Consider the following 16,518-nt stretch of genomic DNA (forward strand, 5'->3'; position numbering starts at 1 on the left):
TGATGCTTTTTTGTTATTGCTCCCCCTCTTGGGCTCGAACCAAGGACCCTCTGATTAACAGTCAGATGCTCTAACCAACTGAGCTAAGGAGGAATCACCTATATGGTGTATATGTTTGCTAAAAAGTTGCTCCCCCTCTTGGGCTCGAACCAAGGACCCTCTGATTAACAGTCAGATGCTCTAACCAACTGAGCTAAGGAGGAAGATTAATATCTTTTTAGCGAGTGCAAATATAATTTAAAATTTATATTCACAAATAAAAAAATAAAAAAAAATGAGTTTTTTTTCTACTTGACGATAGCTTTATACAGGTCGTTTCCGTTTGCAAAAACCAAAAGTGTTATAAGTAGTATAAAACCAACCAATTGCGCTTTTTCTAAAAATTTATCACTTGGTTTCTTTCCTGAGATCATTTCATATAATAAAAACAATACATGACCACCATCTAAGGCAGGAATTGGTAGCAAATTCATAACTCCAAGCATGATTGATAAAATAGCGGTAATGTTCCAAAACGCTTCCCAGCTCCACACATTTGGAAAAATATTAAATATAGCTGCAAAACCACCAACACCTTTATAAGCGCCAGTGCTCGGGTTGAAAATAGCCTTTAATTGTTTTCCGTAACCGCTTAGCTTTTCCATTCCTAAAGAAAGTCCAATAGGCACCGATTCGAAGAATCCATATTCTTGTTTCTTTACAGTGTACAGTTTAAGTTCTTCTAAATTGCTGTATGGCAGCATAGCCGCATAACTAATTCCGGTTTTAGAACTGTCGTTTACTTTTATGTTTACATCGATTAGCTGATCGTCTCTTTTAACAACAGCTGGTATTGTTTGGTTTTTAGATTCTTTAAATACATTTATAACTTCATCGGCATAAGTAACCGGTTTGTTGTTAAGCTTTACAAGAATGTCTTTCGATTTAACAATGTCTTTGTTTTTAGAATCGTCTGATGTTCCTGTAACAATAAATGGCAAACGTAAGCTAACAGGCGGTGCTTTTTCGGTTTTTAAAACCTGATCGATAAAATCCACAGGAACGTTAATCTTAATCTCGTTTCCATCTCTGTTTACTAAAATTTCCTTTGAAAAAAGTAATCGTTCATTTATGTCGTTGAATTTTTCAACAGGTTTACCATCTACAGATACAATTTTATCTCCTGTTTTTAAGCCGATTTTTTCAATAGAGGGATTGGTTACCCAAATTCCGTCTTTTAAATCGTTTGTAGCAATGTATTTTTCGCCATACACATAGGTGATACCAATGTAAATGATGAATGCCAAAATGAAGTTTACAGTAACACCGCCAATCATAATAATTAAGCGTTGCCATGCTGGTTTTGATCGGAATTCCCAAGGTTGAGGTTCACCTTTCATTTGCTCGGTATCCATACTTTCATCAATCATTCCGGCAATTTTAACATATCCGCCAAGTGGAAGCCAACCTATACCGTATACTGTTTCGCCAATTTGTTTTTTGAAAAGAGAATATTTGACATCGAAAAAAAGATAAAATTTTTCAACTCGGGTTTTAAATAGTTTTGCAGGTATAAAATGACCTAATTCGTGTAAAACGATTAGTAACGATAAGCTTAATAAAAACTGAGAAAGTTTAATAACGATTTCCATTGTATGTGTATTATAAACGACAAAAGTAAGGTTTTCACCTTACTTTCTGCAATCTTATTTAGGTTTGGTTATTTTTTTATAAAATTTTTATGAATTACACCTTCCGAAGTTGTGATTTTTACCAAGTGTACACCATTCGATAATCGGTTAACATTAAAAGTTGTGTTTTTTTCTGTCGCAACCAATTGTCCGATAGCATTGTATAGTTCAGCTTTGATTAGTGTTACGTTTGATGGTAGTGTTATTGATAATTTATCACTTGCAGGATTTGGGTACAATACTACAGAATTGTCTAACTCAAATGAAGTATTGCTTAATGTTGCAGTACTGTTTCTAGAAATAATGTGTTTGTTTGGATCAAATTGAACTCCTGTTATAGCAAATGGTACTGAAACTGTAAAAAGTTCTCCATTTACGGTGTTATTTAAAACTGCATCGAATGTCTGTCCTCCAGAACCGCTAAATCGAACTGGGACTGGCATTTCAAAAAACGGAACAGATAAGTCTGAAGTAGTTTGATTAATAGTAACTTTTACTTCACCTGGTGCCGAATTGTAGGCAGTAATAGTATAAATTGGATACCCCTGATTATAAACCCAATCATTAAAGAACTCATTTAAACTCATTCCTGAAGTTGCTTCTAAATGTGCTTGAAATTGCGGAGTTAAAGCATAATTATAGGCTAAAGTAGGGTCGGATAAGTAATTGCGAAGCGCTTGAAAAAAGTTAGTGTCTCCAATTTTAAATCGAAGCATATGGGTAACCATAGAACCTTTGTCATAGGTTAATCGGCTACTAAAGATTCGGTTCACATTGGTTGCCTGCGCATCGGTTAAATATAAATTCCCTGCATTTTGCGAGGTGATGTTGTTAATTTTATTGCCTTTCCAAGCGACAAAAGCGGCAGCGCCATCAAAATTTTCAACAACTAAACCAGACATGTATTCGGTAACACCTTCGTTTAACCAGATGTCTTTCCAAGTTCCACAAGTGATTTTGTCGCCAAACCATTGATGACCCATTTCGTGTGAAATTAAATCACGTGACCATCCGCCCATAAAAGAAACCGTGGTGTGCTCCATTCCGCCGCCCCAGCCAAATTGTGCATGGCCATATTTTTCGGTTCTAAAAGGATAAGCGCCTAATATACTTTCGTAAAAATTAATAATAGACGGCGTCACTGCAAGACTACTTTGGGTAGAAATGGCAGTTTCGGGATAGATGTAGTTTACTATTGGGAAAAATGGACTCGGAGCAGTTCCTAATCCTCCTTGCTGATTGTATACTTGATAGTTTGTAACGGCAATGGCAATTAAATAGGCTGGAATAGGATAACCGTGATGGAAATGTGTGGTTTTATTTCCGCCGTTAATAGTTTGTGATTGTTCTAAGCCATTGGAAACACTTACATACGATGATGGTGCAGTGATATAAACATCAATAGAATCTACTTTGTCGTTTAAGTCTTGTTTGCAAGGCCACCAATCACGAGCGCCAAAAGGTTCCGAAAGGGTATAGATTACAGGAATTCCATTGTGAGTTGTAGCTGTAAAAGCAGCCTCTCCAGTAGCTGGAGCTCCAGAATAAGTTATTTTTACACTAGTTGAATTTCCAGTAGTCAGGGTGCTAGGCAATGTTATCACCAATTCATTATTGGTGTTTTGCACAAAAGTTAAACTTGTAGCGCCTTGCATAACACTGCTTACGGTAAGTTGATTGGTTAAGTCGAAAGTAACCGTATTCATGTCGGATAATGCAGTGAAGTTGGTGGTTACTATCCCGGAAATAGCATAAACCGCAGGGTCAACTGTAAATTCTAAATTATGATATGTTACATCATAATTTAAAGTATTCGGATTAACGCGAAAGTTTAATAACGAAGAGGCCGCTTTCATTTCGGCTTCAATCATACGACTATGATCGGAATTCTCTGATTGTGAAAAACCTAATAAGGTTGCGAATAATGCAAAAAGTAGGGCAGACTTTTTCATGATTTTTACAAAATTTACCAAATGTAAAAAAAATATTTAAACACTAGCTTTTTTGTGCCTTTTTAAAAGCGTAGAAAATAGCTCATGAAAGAAATGTTTTAAGTTTTATTACAGCTGTTTTTTTAGGAAACAAATGCTTAAATTTGCTCACTTAAAAAATAACCATATGTTACAGATAGCATTTATCAGAGAAAACCAGGAAAAAGTGATTCAAGCTTTAGCAAAAAAGAATTTAGATGCTAAAGAGATGATTGAAACCGTTGTTGCTTTAGATGAGAAACGACGTGCAACTCAAGTTGAATTAGATAACGTTTTGGCCGAATCCAATAAGCTATCCAAGGATATTGGTGAAATGATGAAGGCTGGGGAAAAAGCTAAAGCCGAAATTTTAAAAGAAAAGTCCACACAACTTCGTGAAAAAGGGAAAGAGTTAACAGAAGCCTTGAATATTGTTGCTGACGCTTTAACGCAAGAATTGTATAAGTTGCCTAACTTACCAGCTGAAATTGTTCCGGAAGGTAAAACTCCTGAAGAAAATTTAAATGTTTTTCAAGAAGGTGATATCCCAAAATTGCACGATGGCGCTATGCCGCATTGGGAATTGGCTAAAAAATACGACATCATCGATTTTGAGTTAGGAACTAAAATAACAGGGGCAGGTTTCCCAGTTTACAAAGGAAAAGGAGCGAAGTTACAACGTGCGTTGATTACCTATTTTTTAGATAAAAATACAGATGCTGGTTATGAGGAATTTCAAGTCCCACATCTAATTAATGAAGCTTCTGGATATGGAACAGGGCAATTGCCTGATAAAGAAGGTCAGATGTACCACGTTGGTATCGATGATTTGTATTTAATTCCTACAGCCGAAGTTCCAGTAACTAATTTATACCGCGATGTTATTTTACAAGAAAGTGAATTGCCAATATTAGCTACAGGATATACCCCTTGTTTTAGAAGAGAAGCGGGTTCTTATGGAGCTCATGTTCGTGGATTGAATCGTTTGCATCAATTTGATAAAGTTGAAATTGTTCGTATTGAACACCCAGATAATTCTTATACTGCACTTGATGGCATGGTTGAACATGTTAAAACATTGTTGCAGGAGTTGAAATTACCATATCGTATTTTGCGTTTGTGTGGTGGCGATATGAGCTTTGCTTCAGCGTTAACGTACGATTTCGAAGTGTATTCAACAGCACAAGAACGTTGGTTGGAAATATCTTCAGTTTCTAATTTCGAAACCTTCCAGGCCAACCGCTTGAAATTGCGTTTCAAAGGAAAAGACGGAAAAACACAATTGGCACATACGTTGAACGGAAGCTCGCTAGCATTACCAAGAGTTTTAGCTGGAATTTTAGAAAACTACCAAACTCCAGAAGGAATTGTAATTCCGGAAGTGTTGCGTAAGTATACAGGCTTTGATATTATAAATTAAGAAGCGAATAATACTTAAAAGCACCAATTTGCGTTAGTAAGTTGGTGTTTTTTTTAAAGCTGAAAATCATGAAAAAAGTATATTTTTTTTTAATATTATTATTTGCTTTACCGTGCTTAGCGCAGTCAAAAGCAATGCCCTTTGAAAAAGCTAAGCAAACTAATCACTCTGCCGAAGTTTTAGATAAAATATATAAAGGGGCGTTAAATAACGATCCTGAATTAGCTGTTTTTAAAACAGATAGCGAGCAAAAAATATTTATCAATGCCTATACAAAACTGCTTAATGATTTATCAGTTTTTTTAAAACAAAACAAATTTGTTTGGGATAAACCACAACGTTGCTTCAATCGGGTTTATATCAATAAGAATGGGAAAATTGATTATTTTCTTTTTCACTTTTATGATAATCTAGAACATCCTGAAGACAATTTAACTTCTTTTAAACAAGATGATTTTGAACGTCTTTTAAATTTGTTTATAAAGGATTATTCTATTACTGTAAATGCTTCAGAAAATTTCGCACAATGCAGTCCGGTGGTTTATAAAAATTAAACCAATGAAGATATAAAGCGTTAAATTCAATTGTGAAGAAATAAGGTAAGCTATTATTTCGTAACTTGTTTTAATATCAATGAAGAATCTTGTCACTTTTATACTAATTTTTTTTTCACTAACTGTTTTTTCTCAAAACGAACAGTTGGCTCAAAATTACTTTGATCGTGGGGAATTCGATAAAGCGGTTGTAGTCTATGAAGAGGTGTTGAAAACACAACCCTATAATTATCAGGCGCTTCAAAGAACCGTGGCCTGTTATCAACAACTTCAACAATACGATAAGGCGGAACGCTTGCTTCTGGATAAAATCGACAAATTGAAAATGGTTAATTTGTTTGTTGAATTGGGATACAATTTTCAACTGCAGAAAAACCAAAGCAAAGCCGAAAAAAATTATGAAATTGCCTTATCGAAAATAAAAGAAAATCCAAATAATGTTTATGCGGTTGCGGCTGCCTTTGAGCAAAAAACATTGGTGGAAAAAGCCATTGAAGCCTATGATTTGGGAAAGCAGGGAAATCCTAATTTCAACTTCGACTATCAATTGGCGTTACTGCAAGGGCAACTCGGTAATATGGATTTAATGACCGAAAAACTTCTTGATTTTGCCTATTCAAATCCGTCTAATCTGCCATTAGTGCAAAATCAGCTAATGCGGTTTATGAATGAAGATGCTCAAGAAACCTTTACGGCTCAATTGCGAAAAACCTTGTTGCTTCGAACACAAAAGAATCAAGATATATTCTGGTATTCTTTTTTGAGTTGGTATTTTGTACAGCAGAAAGACTACAAAAAAGCGTTTCTTCAGGAAAAAGCCATTTATAAAAGAAGTCCAGATAATTTCTATACAATTATTAATTTGGCGAAATTGGCTGTGCAAGAAGATGAAAACGACGTTGCAACAGAAATCCTCAATTTTATTTTGGAAAACTCGCAAGACATCGAACTTCAAATCGAGGCGCATCATCAATTGCTAACTATGGAAATGGCAAAAGCTTCTCCAAAAGAATATCCTTCAATTCGTGATAAGTTCGAATTGTTGCTAAAAAAATATGGAGTTTCTCCGTATTCGGTCCAGCTTCAAATTGCAAAAGCTCATTTTGATGGTTTTTATCTTAAAAATTTTGAATCGGCTCGAAATATTCTGGAAAACGCATTAGACTTGCCTATTAATAAATATCAAAAAGCTGAGGTAAAAACCGAATTGGCCGAATTGTTGTTGTTAAACGAAAAATTCAATCAGGCCATTATATATTACGCCCAAATTGAAGACGATTTAAAAAACGACGAATTAGGGCATGAAGCGAGTTTTAAAATGGCAAGGGCAAGTTATTTTAAAGGTGATTTCGATTGGGCCCAGAAACAATTTAAAGTGCTAAAATCGTCATCATCCCAACTTATTGCTAACGATGCTCTTGAACTTTTTCTATTAATTAGTGATAATACGGTTGAAGATTCAACGCAAGTAGCATTGCGAAAATTTGCCAAAGCCGATTTTTTATTGTTTCAACACCAAAACGAATCTGCATTGCAACAGTTTCAAAAAATTTTGGAGGAACACAAAGGGCAAAGTATAGAGGATGAAACCTTGCTTAAAGTGGGTGAAGTCTATGAAAAACAAAACGATTATGCTAAAGCGCTAGACTCCTATCAAAAAATCATAGACGCACATAAAGACAGTATTTATACCGATGAGGCTTTGTTTTTTTCTGCTGAGATTTATAGAAAGAAACTCGATAATCCTGAAAAAGCGAAGCAGTTGTACGAACAAATTTTGTTTCATCATCAAGACAGTATCTATTTTGTTGATGCACGAACCAATTATAGAAAACTTCGTGGCGATACAAATCTGTAATAAATACATTATGTCTGTTAAACAACTAAATTCTTAAATAACTTAATATGATAATATACAACGTAACCATCAATATTCACGAAAGCGTACACGACCAATGGATGGATTGGATGCAAAACAAACATATTGCCGATGTATTGGCTACTGGAAAATTTTCTTCAGCGCGAATGGTTAAAGTTTTAGTGGATGAAGAAATGGGAGGAATAACATACTCGATTCAATATACAACCGATTGTAAAGAAACATTAGAACGCTATTATAACGAAGATGCACCTCGTTTACGTGAAGAAGGACTGAAACTTTTTGGCGACAAAATGCTTGCCTTTCGTACCGAATTGGAGTTAATCTCTGAGCACTAACAAGATTAGTAGACTTGCTCAACCTCATAGCCAAATTAATGGTATGATCTAAGAAGTCTAGAACGCTATCAATCTAAGAAGTCTACAAATATGGATAAAGTAAAAGCAAAAAAACACCTTGGGCAACATTTCCTAAACGATGAAAATATAGCGCAAAAAATCGCCGATTCGTTAACGTTGGAAGGCTATAGTCGAGTGTTGGAAATTGGTCCAGGAATGGGTGTTTTGACAAAATACCTTTTGGAGAAACCCATTGAAACTTATGTGATTGAAATTGATACCGAATCGGTAGAATATCTTAATACGCATTATACAAAGCTTCACAATAAAATTATTTCCAAAGATTTTTTAAAGTACAATTTAAAAGAAGTTTTTGGAGAAGAACCTTATGCAATCATTGGAAATTTTCCGTATAATATCTCTTCTCAAATTGTATTTAAAACATTAGAACTTCGCAACCAAATTCCTGAGTTCTCGGGAATGTTTCAAAAAGAAGTTGCTGAACGAATTTGCGAAAAGAAAGGCAGTAAAACCTACGGAATTTTATCGGTTTTAACCCAAGCTTTTTACGATACCGAGTATTTGTTTACGGTTTCAGAACACGTGTTTACGCCGCCACCTAAAGTGAAATCGGGAGTAATGCGAATGAAGCGTAAAGAAAACTATAAGCTGCCTTGTGATGAAAAAATGTTCTTCAATGTGGTAAAAACTGCTTTTAACCAAAGAAGAAAAACATTGCGAAATAGTTTAAAATCGTTTCAACTTTCGGATAATTTAAGGGAAGATAGTATCTTTGACCTCCGTCCGGAACAAATTTCGGTCGAACAATTTATAGAACTCACGCAAAAAATAGCCGCCGATGGAGTTTAAAATCAGCAGAGAATTTCTTGCTCAAATAGAGCAACATATTAGTGAAAATAATGCACAAGAGCTTGAAGCTTTGTTGCAGGATATTCACTTTGCTGATATTGCCGAAATCATGGAAGAGCTTGACGATTATGGAGCAAGCTATATATTCAAGGTTTTAGATTCCGAAAAAACTGCCGAAATCCTTTTGGAATTGGATGAAGAAGTTCGTGAGAAAATCTTACGTAACCTTTCGGCAAAAGAAATTGCGGAGGAATTGGATGAGTTGGATACGGATGACGCGGCCGATATTATTGCCGAACTTCCGCAATCTAAAAAAGAAGAAGTAATCTCCGAGCTGGAAGATGTTGAACACGCAAAAGACATTGTTGATTTATTGCGTTACGACGAAGATACTGCCGGAGGTTTAATGGGTAAAGAGCTTGTAAAAGTAAACGAAAACTGGAATGTCCTTACCTGTGTAAAAGAAATGCGTCAGCAAGCCGAACACGTTACCCGAGTACATTCTATTTATGTAGTTGATGATGAAGACAGGTTGAAGGGAAGGTTGTCGTTGAAAGATTTGTTAACCACATCTACCAAAACTCCTATTAGCGATGTCTACATCAAAAAAGTAGATTACGTTAAGGTGGATACCCCCGATGTTGAGGTGGCGCGAATTATGCAAAAATACGACTTGGAAGCCATTCCTGTTGTAGATGAAATGGGTCGTTTAGTTGGACGTATTACCATTGATGATATTGTAGACGTAATTAAAGAAGAAGCAGACAAAGATTACCAGTTGGCAGCGGGTATCTCACAAGATGTTGAGGCCGATGATAGTATTCTTGATTTGACTAAAGCGCGTTTACCTTGGTTAGTATTGGCTTTGTTCGGTGGTTTTATTAGTGTAAAAGTATTAGGTCTTTTCGAACCCGCTATGGAAGGACACCGCGCGTTGTTTTTCTTCACACCCTTAATTGCTGCTATGGGCGGAAATGTTGGGGTGCAATCGTCGGCGATTATTGTGCAAGGTTTGGCCAACAATGCCATAACCGGAAGTATTATTCAGCGTTTACTGAAAGAACTGTCACTTAGTTTGTTAAACGGACTTATTCTTTCTGCTATTCTTTTTGCAGGAAGTTATTTCTTATTAGGTTACGAAATTCATATTGGCATTACGGTTACTATTGCTCTTTTGTCTGTAATTATTATAGCTTCTTTAAACGGAACTTTCATCCCAATTATCTTAAACAAATACGGTATCGATCCCGCATTGGCCACCGGGCCGTTTATTACTACTAGCAACGACATTGTTGGGATTCTAATTTATTTTAGTATTGCTCGCCTAATTCTCGGGTTTTAATTCTTGGTGTTTTTTCTTTCAGTTTGTGACGATATGTTATAAATTAATTGAAAATAATTATCTTTAGTACTTTAATGCAATCCGATGTCATTTTTAAACCATTCGAAGCAGCCAATTCAAGCTACTAAAATACTTCATATAGACAGCAATCATCCGTTGCTATGGAATCAATTAACGCAAGCTGGTTTTCAAAATTTTGAAGATTTTACTTCGTCGAAACAAGATGTTGAATCTAAAATTCAGGAATATCATGGTGTTGTTATTCGAAGCCGATTTAAAATCGATAAGACCTTTTTGGATAAAGCTGTAAATCTTCAGTTTATAGCCCGTGTTGGGGCTGGTTTGGAAAGCATTGATTGCGAATATGCCGAAAGTAAAGGTATTCATTTGATAGCTGCTCCAGAAGGTAATCGAAATGCTGTTGGTGAACATGCTTTAGGAATGTTGTTGTCGCTTTTTAACAAGTTAAATACAGCAGATAAAGAAGTAAAAAATGGTCATTGGAACCGCGAAAGTAACCGAGGTCATGAACTTGACGGAAAAACAGTTGGCATTATTGGTTATGGAAATATGGGGAAATCGTTTGCTAAGAAGCTTAAAGGGTTTGAAGTGGATGTCCTGTGTTATGATATTTTAAATGCTGTTGGCGATGAAAATGCGCGTCAAGTGAGTCTTAGTGAGCTTCAAGAAAAATCGGATGTATTAAGTTTACACACACCCTGGACTCCAGAAACCGATAAAATGATAAATTCAAAATTTATTGCTAACTTTTCCAAACCGTTTTGGTTTATCAATACGGCAAGAGGTAAGAGTGTAGTAACGGCAGATTTAGTTCATGCTTTACAAAGTGGTAAAATTTTGGGTGCAGGTTTAGATGTGTTGGAATACGAGAAGTTGTCTTTCGAACATTTATTTGAAGGCGACACTCCCGAACCTTTACAATATCTTTTGCAATCCGATTCGGTTCTGTTAACGCCACATATTGCAGGTTGGACTATTGAGAGCAAAGAAAAATTGGCACAGACGATAGTTGATAAAATAATTAAAATCTATACGCATGAATAAAGTAAGCTACTATTTGGTAATTATTGTTGGAGTTATCACGTGTTTGAGTTTTTTTCCGCATGCTTTTTTTGGAATGCAAGCCGTAATGGAACATATCGAAAAAGGTGAAATTCAAGAGCCTGCTGCAAATGGAATGCGAATGATTTGGCTGTATTCTTCAGTTATGATGTTGGTTTCGGGTTTGTGGTTGTTAATTCTGGCAAAACCTATTGAATTAGGTAGTCATAAAGCCCAACTACAAGTTTTAATATTAGGCTTAGGATTGGCTTTTTTTGGATTGGGGTGTACATACATTTCAGGCAAAATAGATCCAATGTTCGCCTTTACCATAGAGGGATTACTTTTAATTGCAGCAACAACATTATTTTTCACAAAAGCACACCATCATCATCATGAGTAAACAAGATTTAAAAAGAGTAACAGGATTAGGCGGTTTTTTCTTTAAAAGTGAAGACCCAAAAGCTACTAAAGAATGGTATAAAAATCATTTAGGACTTCCGGTAGACCAATACGGTTGTACATTTTGGTGGAAAGACAAGGAGGGAAACGATTGTGCTACACAATGGTCACCTTTTGATGCACAAACAAAATATTTTGAGCCAAGTCAGAAACAATTTATGATGAACTTCCGAGTGGATGATTTAGAAGCCTTATTGGAAGCTTTAAAAGAAGAAGGTGTAACAATTTTGGGTGAAATGCAGACTTATGAGTATGGTAAGTTTGGATGGATACTTGATCCAGAGGGAAATAAAATTGAACTTTGGGAACCAACAGACGAAAAAACACTTTAAAACAAAAAATAATAACCAAAAACAAATTGAAAATTATGGAAGTTACACGACCAACAGAAGATTGGAACAAGCCTCAACAGCCAATGCAAGACAATAAAAAAGTTTTAGCTGGGGTAATGGGTATTTTATTTGGTGGATTAGGAATTCACAAGTTTATTTTAGGATATACTAAGGAAGGTATACTTCAACTTGTTATTAGTGTTGTAACCTGTGGTATTGGTAGTCTTATTGGTTTTATTGAAGGAATCATCTATTTAACCAAATCCGATCAAGAGTTTTATGAAACGTATCAGGTTAATAAAAGACCTTGGTTTTAATAAAAAAGTCCCGAATTTTCGGGACTTTTTGTTTGTGTAATTTATTCTTGAGGAATTCCTATTTCATTCATTTCATCTCCTGGAGATTTAGGGTCATTTCCATATCGATTAGTTCCTTTTTCCCCTTCAGTTACAGCTAAAATTAAACTGTAAATAGGAATTAATAAGAACCACCCGCTTTTGCCGACATCATGCATACGTCTAACTCCAACAGCTAATGATGGAACTAAAACTCCTAATGCATAAATTGCATAAGCAATCATAAAGTATTCTGATACTAATGTTCCTAAAGCTAATAGGCCATAGATAAAAATAATATTGAATAGGAAAAACATCCAATACTCTTTTCTTCTTGCTCTTCCAGTAAACTGAGCGTACTTTTTAAGTACATCTAAATAATAATTCATATATAATTGGTTTTTGGTTTCTAAATTATTGCATTCCCTTTTCTTTGCGTTCTAATTCGGCTTGCAATTCTTCAATTACTGGGCGAACCGTGCTTTCGGGTAAGTCGGCAATGCGGATGTACATCAAGCCATCTACAGCATTATTAAACAATGGGTCAACGTTAAACGCAACTACACGGGCATTTTGCTTAATGTACTTTTTAATTAATACCGGTAAACGCAGGCTTGATGGTTCAATTTCATCGATAATTTTGTCGAATTTGTTTAAATCGGCTTCAGCTTCATTAAAAACAAAGTCTTTATCGGCATCCTTTAGTTTTACTTTATATTCTTTTTTAGGATGTACATATTGTGCCACATAAGGGTCATAATAATGCGATTTCATAAATTCAATCATCAACGATTTCGAAAAATCAGAGAATTGATTGCTGATACTTACCCCGCCAATTAAAAATTTGTGCTCCGGATAGCGTAAGGTAGTATGAACAATTCCTTTCCATAAAAGGAAAAGGGGCATTGGTTTTTGTTGGTATTCTTTAACGATAAAAGCACGTCCCATTTCAATCGATTTGCCCATCATATCATACAATTCCGGCTCAAAGCGGAACAATTCTTGAAGGTAAAAGCCATCGATACCGTGAGAAGCAAATATTTCGGTTCCTAATCCCATACGATAGGCTCCGGCAATCAGCTGAGCCTCTTCGTCCCATAAGAACATATGGTAGTAGTAGTTGTCGTATTTATCCAAATCTAACGATTCGTTTGTGCCTTCGCCAACTTCTCTAAAAGTAATTTCACGCAAACGGCCAATTTCATGCAATACATTCGGGATTTTATCGGCTTTTACAAAGAAAACCTCATAGTTTTTACTCTGTAATAAACGATAATCCCCTTTGCGCAATTCGGCTACTTCTTGTAAAATTTGCTCGTGATTGGCAGGTAGTGCAATTTGTTTCGGACTTTTAGGTAATTTTAAATTTGGAGTGGTAATAAGTTTGCTTTCGTTTTCATATACATTAGAAAGCATGTATGTTTTTTTACGAAGAAACTCCGAATAATCTTCAATTGTTTGGTGTTCGTTTTGTTCGGCAACAGAAATTGGCTTCCCGATACGAACTTTTATCACTCGATCTTTTTGCGTTAGTAATTCAGATGGTAGCTTTGCAGTACGCAAGGTGTCGTTAATTTTAGACAACGAATAAAACAACTTGCTGTTTTGCGCATGAAAATAAATTGGAATTACAGGAACTTGGGCTTTTCGGATAACTTTGATAGCACCTTCTTCCCAGGGTTTGTCCACAACTAATTTTCCGTCTTTATAAGTAGATACTTCTCCAGCCGGAAACATACCCAAAGGCTTGCCATCACTTAAATGACGAAACGTTTCTTTTAATCCGATAACGCTTGATTTTGCATCTTTATGGTGTTCAAACGGATTAACCGGCATGATATACGGTTTCATCGGTTCAATTCGATGCAATAGAAAGTTGGCAATTATCTTGAAATTAGGTTCGCGTTCCAGCATTAATTTCAATAATAATATTCCATCAATTCCTCCCAATGGGTGGTTGGAAATGGTAATGTAAGGACCTTCTTTGGGCAAGCGTTTTAAATCTTCTTCGGGGATTTCAAATTTTATATGAAATTCATCCAATATAGCATTCAGAAACTCCAAATCTTTAAGATGTTTGTTTCTGTTGTAGATGTCGTTTAGGGTGGAAATGCGGAGTACCTTCATCAATAGCCAGCCTGAAAATGTTCCTAAAACACCGTACTTGTCTGTTTTGATGGCTTTTGCAACTTCTTTAGCGGTAACTAACCCCATTTATTTTATAATTTAAGCGATAAAAACAAAGATAATAAATCTGCCGAATGCCGAAAGAAAAATCGACATTATTGTGAGGTATTGCCGTTCTTTTTTTGATAGGTAATTGACAGTGAATTGTTTATAATATTTATGATAAGCGGTTAGAAAAGTCGGCCTTTTTTAGCTATTTTTGAAAAAATTAAACCAAAGAATGAAGATTATCTCTTATAACGTTAACGGAATTCGAGCGGCTATTACCAAAGGTTTTTTAGATTGGTTGAAAAGTGCAAATCCCGATGTAATTTGTCTTCAGGAAATTAAAGCTACTCAAGATCAAATTCCTGTTATGGAAATTGAAATGGCGGGTTATCCTTATCAATACTACTTTCCAGCAGAAAAGAAAGGTTACAGTGGTGTTGCTATTCTATCGAAAGTAAAGCCTAATAATGTAGTTTACGGTACAGGAATTGACTATATGGACAAAGAAGGGCGCAATTTAAGAGCGGATTTCGATTCGTTTTCGGTAATGAGTTTGTACCTGCCTTCAGGAACCAATATTGATCGTTTGAGTCATAAGTTTCAATATATGGACGATTTCCAAAGCTATATTGACAATCTTAAAAATGAAGTTCCGAATTTGATTATTGGTGGCGATTATAATATTTGCCATGAAGCTATCGATATTCATGATCCAATTCGAAATGCTAAAGTGTCTGGTTTTTTGCCCGAAGAAAGAGCATGGTTAGATCGGTTCATGAAAAGCGGATTCATAGACAGTTTTCGTCATTTTAATAAAGAACCTCATAACTATAGTTGGTGGAGTTATCGTGCAAACGCAAGAAACAACAATAAAGGTTGGAGAATTGATTACAATTTAGTTAGTAATCCGTTAAAAGATAAAATGAAACGCGCCGTGATTTTGCCCGAAGCGAAACACTCCGACCATTGCCCTGTGCTGGTTGAAATGGAATAAATTAATAATGCTAAATACCACTAAAAAATGATAAAACAAGTATCTGTAGGGATTTTGGCTTTGGCCTTAACGACCTCATGTGTGTCTAAAAAGATGTACACCGACCTAGAAAACAAATTCGCCGATTTAAAAAAAGAAAACCGTTCATTGGCAGATGAAAATGATGTTTTAAAAACGGGTAAAAACCAATTGGAACTGGATAAAACATCGTTACAAGCTGAATTGGATAAATTAAAAGCTGAACGCGATAAATTGGCTTCAGATTATGCAGCGGCAAGTAATAACTTAAAAACACTTCAATCGTCATATAAAGCTTTAGAGAAGAATAGCGACGAAGCTTTGAAGGCGAATATGGATAAAAACCGCGAGTTATTAGCGCAGTTGGAAGCCAAAGAAAAAGCGCTTGCAGCAGAACGTGACCGTTTGGATAAATTAAGTAAAGATTTAAAAGACCGTTCGGATCGTGTTAACGAATTGGAAAGCATGATTGCTTCTAAAGAAGCGGCTATGAATAAATTAAAAGAAACCTTATCAAAATCGTTAAAAGCTTTTGAAGGAAAAGGTTTGACAGTAGAACATAAAAACGGAAAAGTATATGTTTCTATGGAAAACAAACTTTTATTTGAATCGGGAAGTTGGACAGTTGGTTCTGAAGGAAAAAAAGCAGTTGACTTAGTAGGTAAAGTTTTAGGAGACAATCCAGATATCGCTGTGTTGATTGAAGGACATACCGATAACGATAAAATTACAGGAACTATTGGCGGTGGTGTAGAAAACAACTGGGATTTATCTACAAAACGTGCAACGGCTATTGTAAATATTTTAACGTCAAACCCAATGGTTCATAAAGAAAATCTTACTGCTGCGGGTAGAGGCGAGTATGCGCCTTTAGCTTCTAATGAATCGGCAGATGGTAAAGCTAAAAACCGTAGAATTGAAATCATTTTAACACCGAAATTGGATGAAATTTCGAAATTGTTGAATGAAATCTAAAAAGGATAAGTCTCTGAGTTACATAGTAACTTAGGTCATAAAAACAATTTATTAGATGAAAAGGTTCAGATTAAACGCTGAACCTTTTTTATTGAACCTTTTCAACTTTGTATCTTTGCCGG

General features: G+C 35.5%; 16 protein-coding genes and 2 tRNA genes. 12 read left to right on the top strand and 6 right to left on the bottom strand.

Annotated elements, in window-relative coordinates; genetic code table 11:
* Window positions 1-19: 19 nt before the first annotated feature.
* From ACZ1JT_RS06435 to ACZ1JT_RS06450, 4 genes are all read right to left on the bottom strand, one after another.
* Window positions 20-93, bottom strand: a tRNA-Asn gene (locus ACZ1JT_RS06435).
* Window positions 94-129: 36 nt separating this feature from the next.
* Window positions 130-203 (bottom strand) — tRNA-Asn (locus tag ACZ1JT_RS06440).
* 84 nt (window positions 204-287) lie between these two features.
* Window positions 288-1,631 (bottom strand): RIP metalloprotease RseP, encoded by a 1,344-nt coding sequence (gene rseP, locus ACZ1JT_RS06445; RefSeq protein ID WP_465093020.1) that lies wholly within the window; start codon window positions 1,629-1,631, stop codon window positions 288-290.
* 68 nt (window positions 1,632-1,699) lie between these two features.
* Window positions 1,700-3,622 carry a M1 family aminopeptidase gene (locus tag ACZ1JT_RS06450; RefSeq protein WP_465093021.1) on the bottom strand — a complete coding sequence of 641 codons (1,923 nt, stop codon included), beginning with the start codon at window positions 3,620-3,622 and terminating at the stop codon, window positions 1,700-1,702.
* A 166-nt stretch (window positions 3,623-3,788) separates the two neighbouring features.
* Here ACZ1JT_RS06450 and serS point away from each other — a divergent pair, with 166 nt between their 5' ends.
* From serS to ACZ1JT_RS06500, 10 genes are all read left to right on the top strand, one after another.
* Entirely contained in the window at window positions 3,789-5,060 is a 1,272-nt protein-coding gene (serS, locus tag ACZ1JT_RS06455) for a serine--tRNA ligase (protein ID WP_465093022.1), read from the top strand.
* 68 nt (window positions 5,061-5,128) lie between these two features.
* Entirely contained in the window at window positions 5,129-5,614 is a 486-nt protein-coding gene (locus tag ACZ1JT_RS06460; protein ID WP_465093023.1) for a hypothetical protein, read from the top strand.
* A gap of 79 nt (window positions 5,615-5,693) precedes the next feature.
* Complete coding sequence (locus tag ACZ1JT_RS06465) at window positions 5,694-7,472, top strand: tetratricopeptide repeat protein (RefSeq protein ID WP_465093024.1); 1,779 nt, start codon at window positions 5,694-5,696, stop codon at window positions 7,470-7,472.
* 47 nt (window positions 7,473-7,519) lie between these two features.
* Window positions 7,520-7,831 (top strand): DUF4286 family protein, encoded by a 312-nt coding sequence (locus ACZ1JT_RS06470; RefSeq protein WP_465093025.1) that lies wholly within the window; start codon window positions 7,520-7,522, stop codon window positions 7,829-7,831.
* A gap of 90 nt (window positions 7,832-7,921) precedes the next feature.
* The gene (rsmA, locus tag ACZ1JT_RS06475; protein ID WP_465093026.1) at window positions 7,922-8,701 is read left to right on the top strand and encodes a 16S rRNA (adenine(1518)-N(6)/adenine(1519)-N(6))-dimethyltransferase RsmA; all 780 of its coding nucleotides are present in this window, start codon (window positions 7,922-7,924) and stop codon (window positions 8,699-8,701) included.
* Window positions 8,691-10,043 carry a magnesium transporter gene (gene mgtE / locus ACZ1JT_RS06480; protein ID WP_465093027.1) on the top strand — a complete coding sequence of 451 codons (1,353 nt, stop codon included), beginning with the start codon at window positions 8,691-8,693 and terminating at the stop codon, window positions 10,041-10,043. The genes rsmA and mgtE overlap by 11 nt, the downstream gene beginning before the upstream one ends.
* A gap of 84 nt (window positions 10,044-10,127) precedes the next feature.
* Window positions 10,128-11,108, top strand: a complete 981-nt coding sequence (locus ACZ1JT_RS06485) for a 2-hydroxyacid dehydrogenase (RefSeq protein ID WP_465093028.1) — start codon at window positions 10,128-10,130, stop codon at window positions 11,106-11,108.
* Window positions 11,101-11,508 carry a hypothetical protein gene (locus ACZ1JT_RS06490; RefSeq protein WP_465093029.1) on the top strand — a complete coding sequence of 136 codons (408 nt, stop codon included), beginning with the start codon at window positions 11,101-11,103 and terminating at the stop codon, window positions 11,506-11,508. Before ACZ1JT_RS06485 ends, ACZ1JT_RS06490 begins: the two co-directional genes overlap by 8 nt.
* Window positions 11,501-11,899: a VOC family protein gene (locus ACZ1JT_RS06495; protein ID WP_465093030.1), complete on the top strand. Its 399-nt coding sequence runs from the start codon at window positions 11,501-11,503 to the stop codon at window positions 11,897-11,899. The genes ACZ1JT_RS06490 and ACZ1JT_RS06495 overlap by 8 nt, the downstream gene beginning before the upstream one ends.
* A 35-nt stretch (window positions 11,900-11,934) precedes the next feature.
* Window positions 11,935-12,216, top strand: a complete 282-nt coding sequence (locus ACZ1JT_RS06500) for a TM2 domain-containing protein (RefSeq protein WP_465093031.1) — start codon at window positions 11,935-11,937, stop codon at window positions 12,214-12,216.
* A gap of 41 nt (window positions 12,217-12,257) precedes the next feature.
* Here ACZ1JT_RS06500 and ACZ1JT_RS06505 read toward each other — a convergent pair whose 3' ends face one another.
* Both ACZ1JT_RS06505 and ACZ1JT_RS06510 read right to left on the bottom strand, forming a co-directional pair.
* Window positions 12,258-12,623 carry a DUF805 domain-containing protein gene (locus ACZ1JT_RS06505; RefSeq protein ID WP_465093032.1) on the bottom strand — a complete coding sequence of 122 codons (366 nt, stop codon included), beginning with the start codon at window positions 12,621-12,623 and terminating at the stop codon, window positions 12,258-12,260.
* Between the two features lie 25 nt (window positions 12,624-12,648).
* Complete coding sequence (locus tag ACZ1JT_RS06510; RefSeq protein WP_465093033.1) at window positions 12,649-14,448, bottom strand: GNAT family N-acyltransferase; 1,800 nt, start codon at window positions 14,446-14,448, stop codon at window positions 12,649-12,651.
* 193 nt (window positions 14,449-14,641) lie between these two features.
* Here ACZ1JT_RS06510 and ACZ1JT_RS06515 point away from each other — a divergent pair, with 193 nt between their 5' ends.
* Together ACZ1JT_RS06515 and ACZ1JT_RS06520 are read left to right on the top strand one after the other, a co-directional pair.
* Complete coding sequence (locus tag ACZ1JT_RS06515; RefSeq protein WP_465093034.1) at window positions 14,642-15,403, top strand: exodeoxyribonuclease III; 762 nt, start codon at window positions 14,642-14,644, stop codon at window positions 15,401-15,403.
* A 27-nt stretch (window positions 15,404-15,430) separates the two neighbouring features.
* Window positions 15,431-16,396, top strand: a complete 966-nt coding sequence (locus ACZ1JT_RS06520) for an OmpA family protein (protein ID WP_465093035.1) — start codon at window positions 15,431-15,433, stop codon at window positions 16,394-16,396.
* Window positions 16,397-16,518 lie beyond the last annotated feature (122 nt).

Source organism: Flavobacterium sp. IC2-16 (assembly GCF_055521455.1).

Bases quoted from the DNA above. Each gene is read 5' to 3' on its own strand.
- rseP (WP_465093020.1), bottom strand. From the start codon at position 1,631: ATGGAAATCGTTATTAAACTTTCTCAGTTTTTATTAAGCTTATCGTTA.
- ACZ1JT_RS06450 (WP_465093021.1), bottom strand. From the start codon at position 3,622: ATGAAAAAGTCTGCCCTACTTTTTGCATTATTCGCAACCTTATTAGGT.
- serS (WP_465093022.1), top strand. From the start codon at position 3,789: ATGTTACAGATAGCATTTATCAGAGAAAACCAGGAAAAAGTGATTCAA.
- ACZ1JT_RS06460 (WP_465093023.1), top strand. From the start codon at position 5,129: ATGAAAAAAGTATATTTTTTTTTAATATTATTATTTGCTTTACCGTGC.
- ACZ1JT_RS06465 (WP_465093024.1), top strand. From the start codon at position 5,694: ATGAAGAATCTTGTCACTTTTATACTAATTTTTTTTTCACTAACTGTT.
- ACZ1JT_RS06470 (WP_465093025.1), top strand. From the start codon at position 7,520: ATGATAATATACAACGTAACCATCAATATTCACGAAAGCGTACACGAC.
- rsmA (WP_465093026.1), top strand. From the start codon at position 7,922: ATGGATAAAGTAAAAGCAAAAAAACACCTTGGGCAACATTTCCTAAAC.
- mgtE (WP_465093027.1), top strand. From the start codon at position 8,691: ATGGAGTTTAAAATCAGCAGAGAATTTCTTGCTCAAATAGAGCAACAT.
- ACZ1JT_RS06485 (WP_465093028.1), top strand. From the start codon at position 10,128: ATGTCATTTTTAAACCATTCGAAGCAGCCAATTCAAGCTACTAAAATA.
- ACZ1JT_RS06490 (WP_465093029.1), top strand. From the start codon at position 11,101: ATGAATAAAGTAAGCTACTATTTGGTAATTATTGTTGGAGTTATCACG.
- ACZ1JT_RS06495 (WP_465093030.1), top strand. From the start codon at position 11,501: ATGAGTAAACAAGATTTAAAAAGAGTAACAGGATTAGGCGGTTTTTTC.
- ACZ1JT_RS06500 (WP_465093031.1), top strand. From the start codon at position 11,935: ATGGAAGTTACACGACCAACAGAAGATTGGAACAAGCCTCAACAGCCA.
- ACZ1JT_RS06505 (WP_465093032.1), bottom strand. From the start codon at position 12,623: ATGAATTATTATTTAGATGTACTTAAAAAGTACGCTCAGTTTACTGGA.
- ACZ1JT_RS06510 (WP_465093033.1), bottom strand. From the start codon at position 14,448: ATGGGGTTAGTTACCGCTAAAGAAGTTGCAAAAGCCATCAAAACAGAC.
- ACZ1JT_RS06515 (WP_465093034.1), top strand. From the start codon at position 14,642: ATGAAGATTATCTCTTATAACGTTAACGGAATTCGAGCGGCTATTACC.
- ACZ1JT_RS06520 (WP_465093035.1), top strand. From the start codon at position 15,431: ATGATAAAACAAGTATCTGTAGGGATTTTGGCTTTGGCCTTAACGACC.